The 545-nt window shown below is 40.7% G+C and carries 1 protein-coding gene and 1 pseudogene; both read left to right on the top strand.

The annotated features are described in order from the left end of the window. A pseudogene (locus ACWHAR_RS31065) lies at positions 1-152 on the top strand (protoporphyrinogen oxidase); the annotation flags it as partial. Between the two features lie 196 nt (positions 153-348). Then, positions 349-545 (top strand): TetR/AcrR family transcriptional regulator (locus tag ACWHAR_RS31060; RefSeq protein WP_452088930.1); only part of this gene is annotated, 197 nt, incomplete at its 3' end.

The raw sequence follows: 545 nt of genomic DNA, 5'->3' as shown, positions 1-545 counted from the left end.
AGAAAAGAATTAAAGAAATCAGGGAAGGCTTGGAAGCGTCCTATCCGGGTGTTTTCATTACGGGGGCCTCATTTGAAGGGGTCGGCATCCCTGATTGCATCGACCAAGGCAAGCAGGCCGTCGCCGATGTACTCTCGCACCTTTTCGAATAAAGAAGAGCAAAAAAAGCTGACCGAAACCATTCGGCGGCTTTTTTTATTTTCACTCTTTTTACAGCTTTCATCATTTTAAAGTTTGTTTATGGAAAAGATAACATTTAATCTTTGCATTTTACATTTATATGTGTTACATTACTTTTTGTACTTACTGACCAAAATGTTCAAATAGTCAATTCCGGGGTGAGAAACCGTGAGCAAAGATCGAAAAGCACTGATTTTAGAAGCGGCGACAAAATCGTTTACACAATTCGGCTACAAAGCGACGACGATGGATCTGGTGGCGAAGCTTGCCAATGTCGGCAAGGGTACGATCTATACCTTTTTCAAGAATAAAGAGGAACTGTTCGATGACATTTTTTCTTCGCTTCTGATTGAAATGAAGCAAAC

It is taken from the genome of Bacillus sp. LR--39 (assembly GCF_053613335.1).
This window is presented reverse-complemented; position numbering and strand designations above follow the sequence as displayed.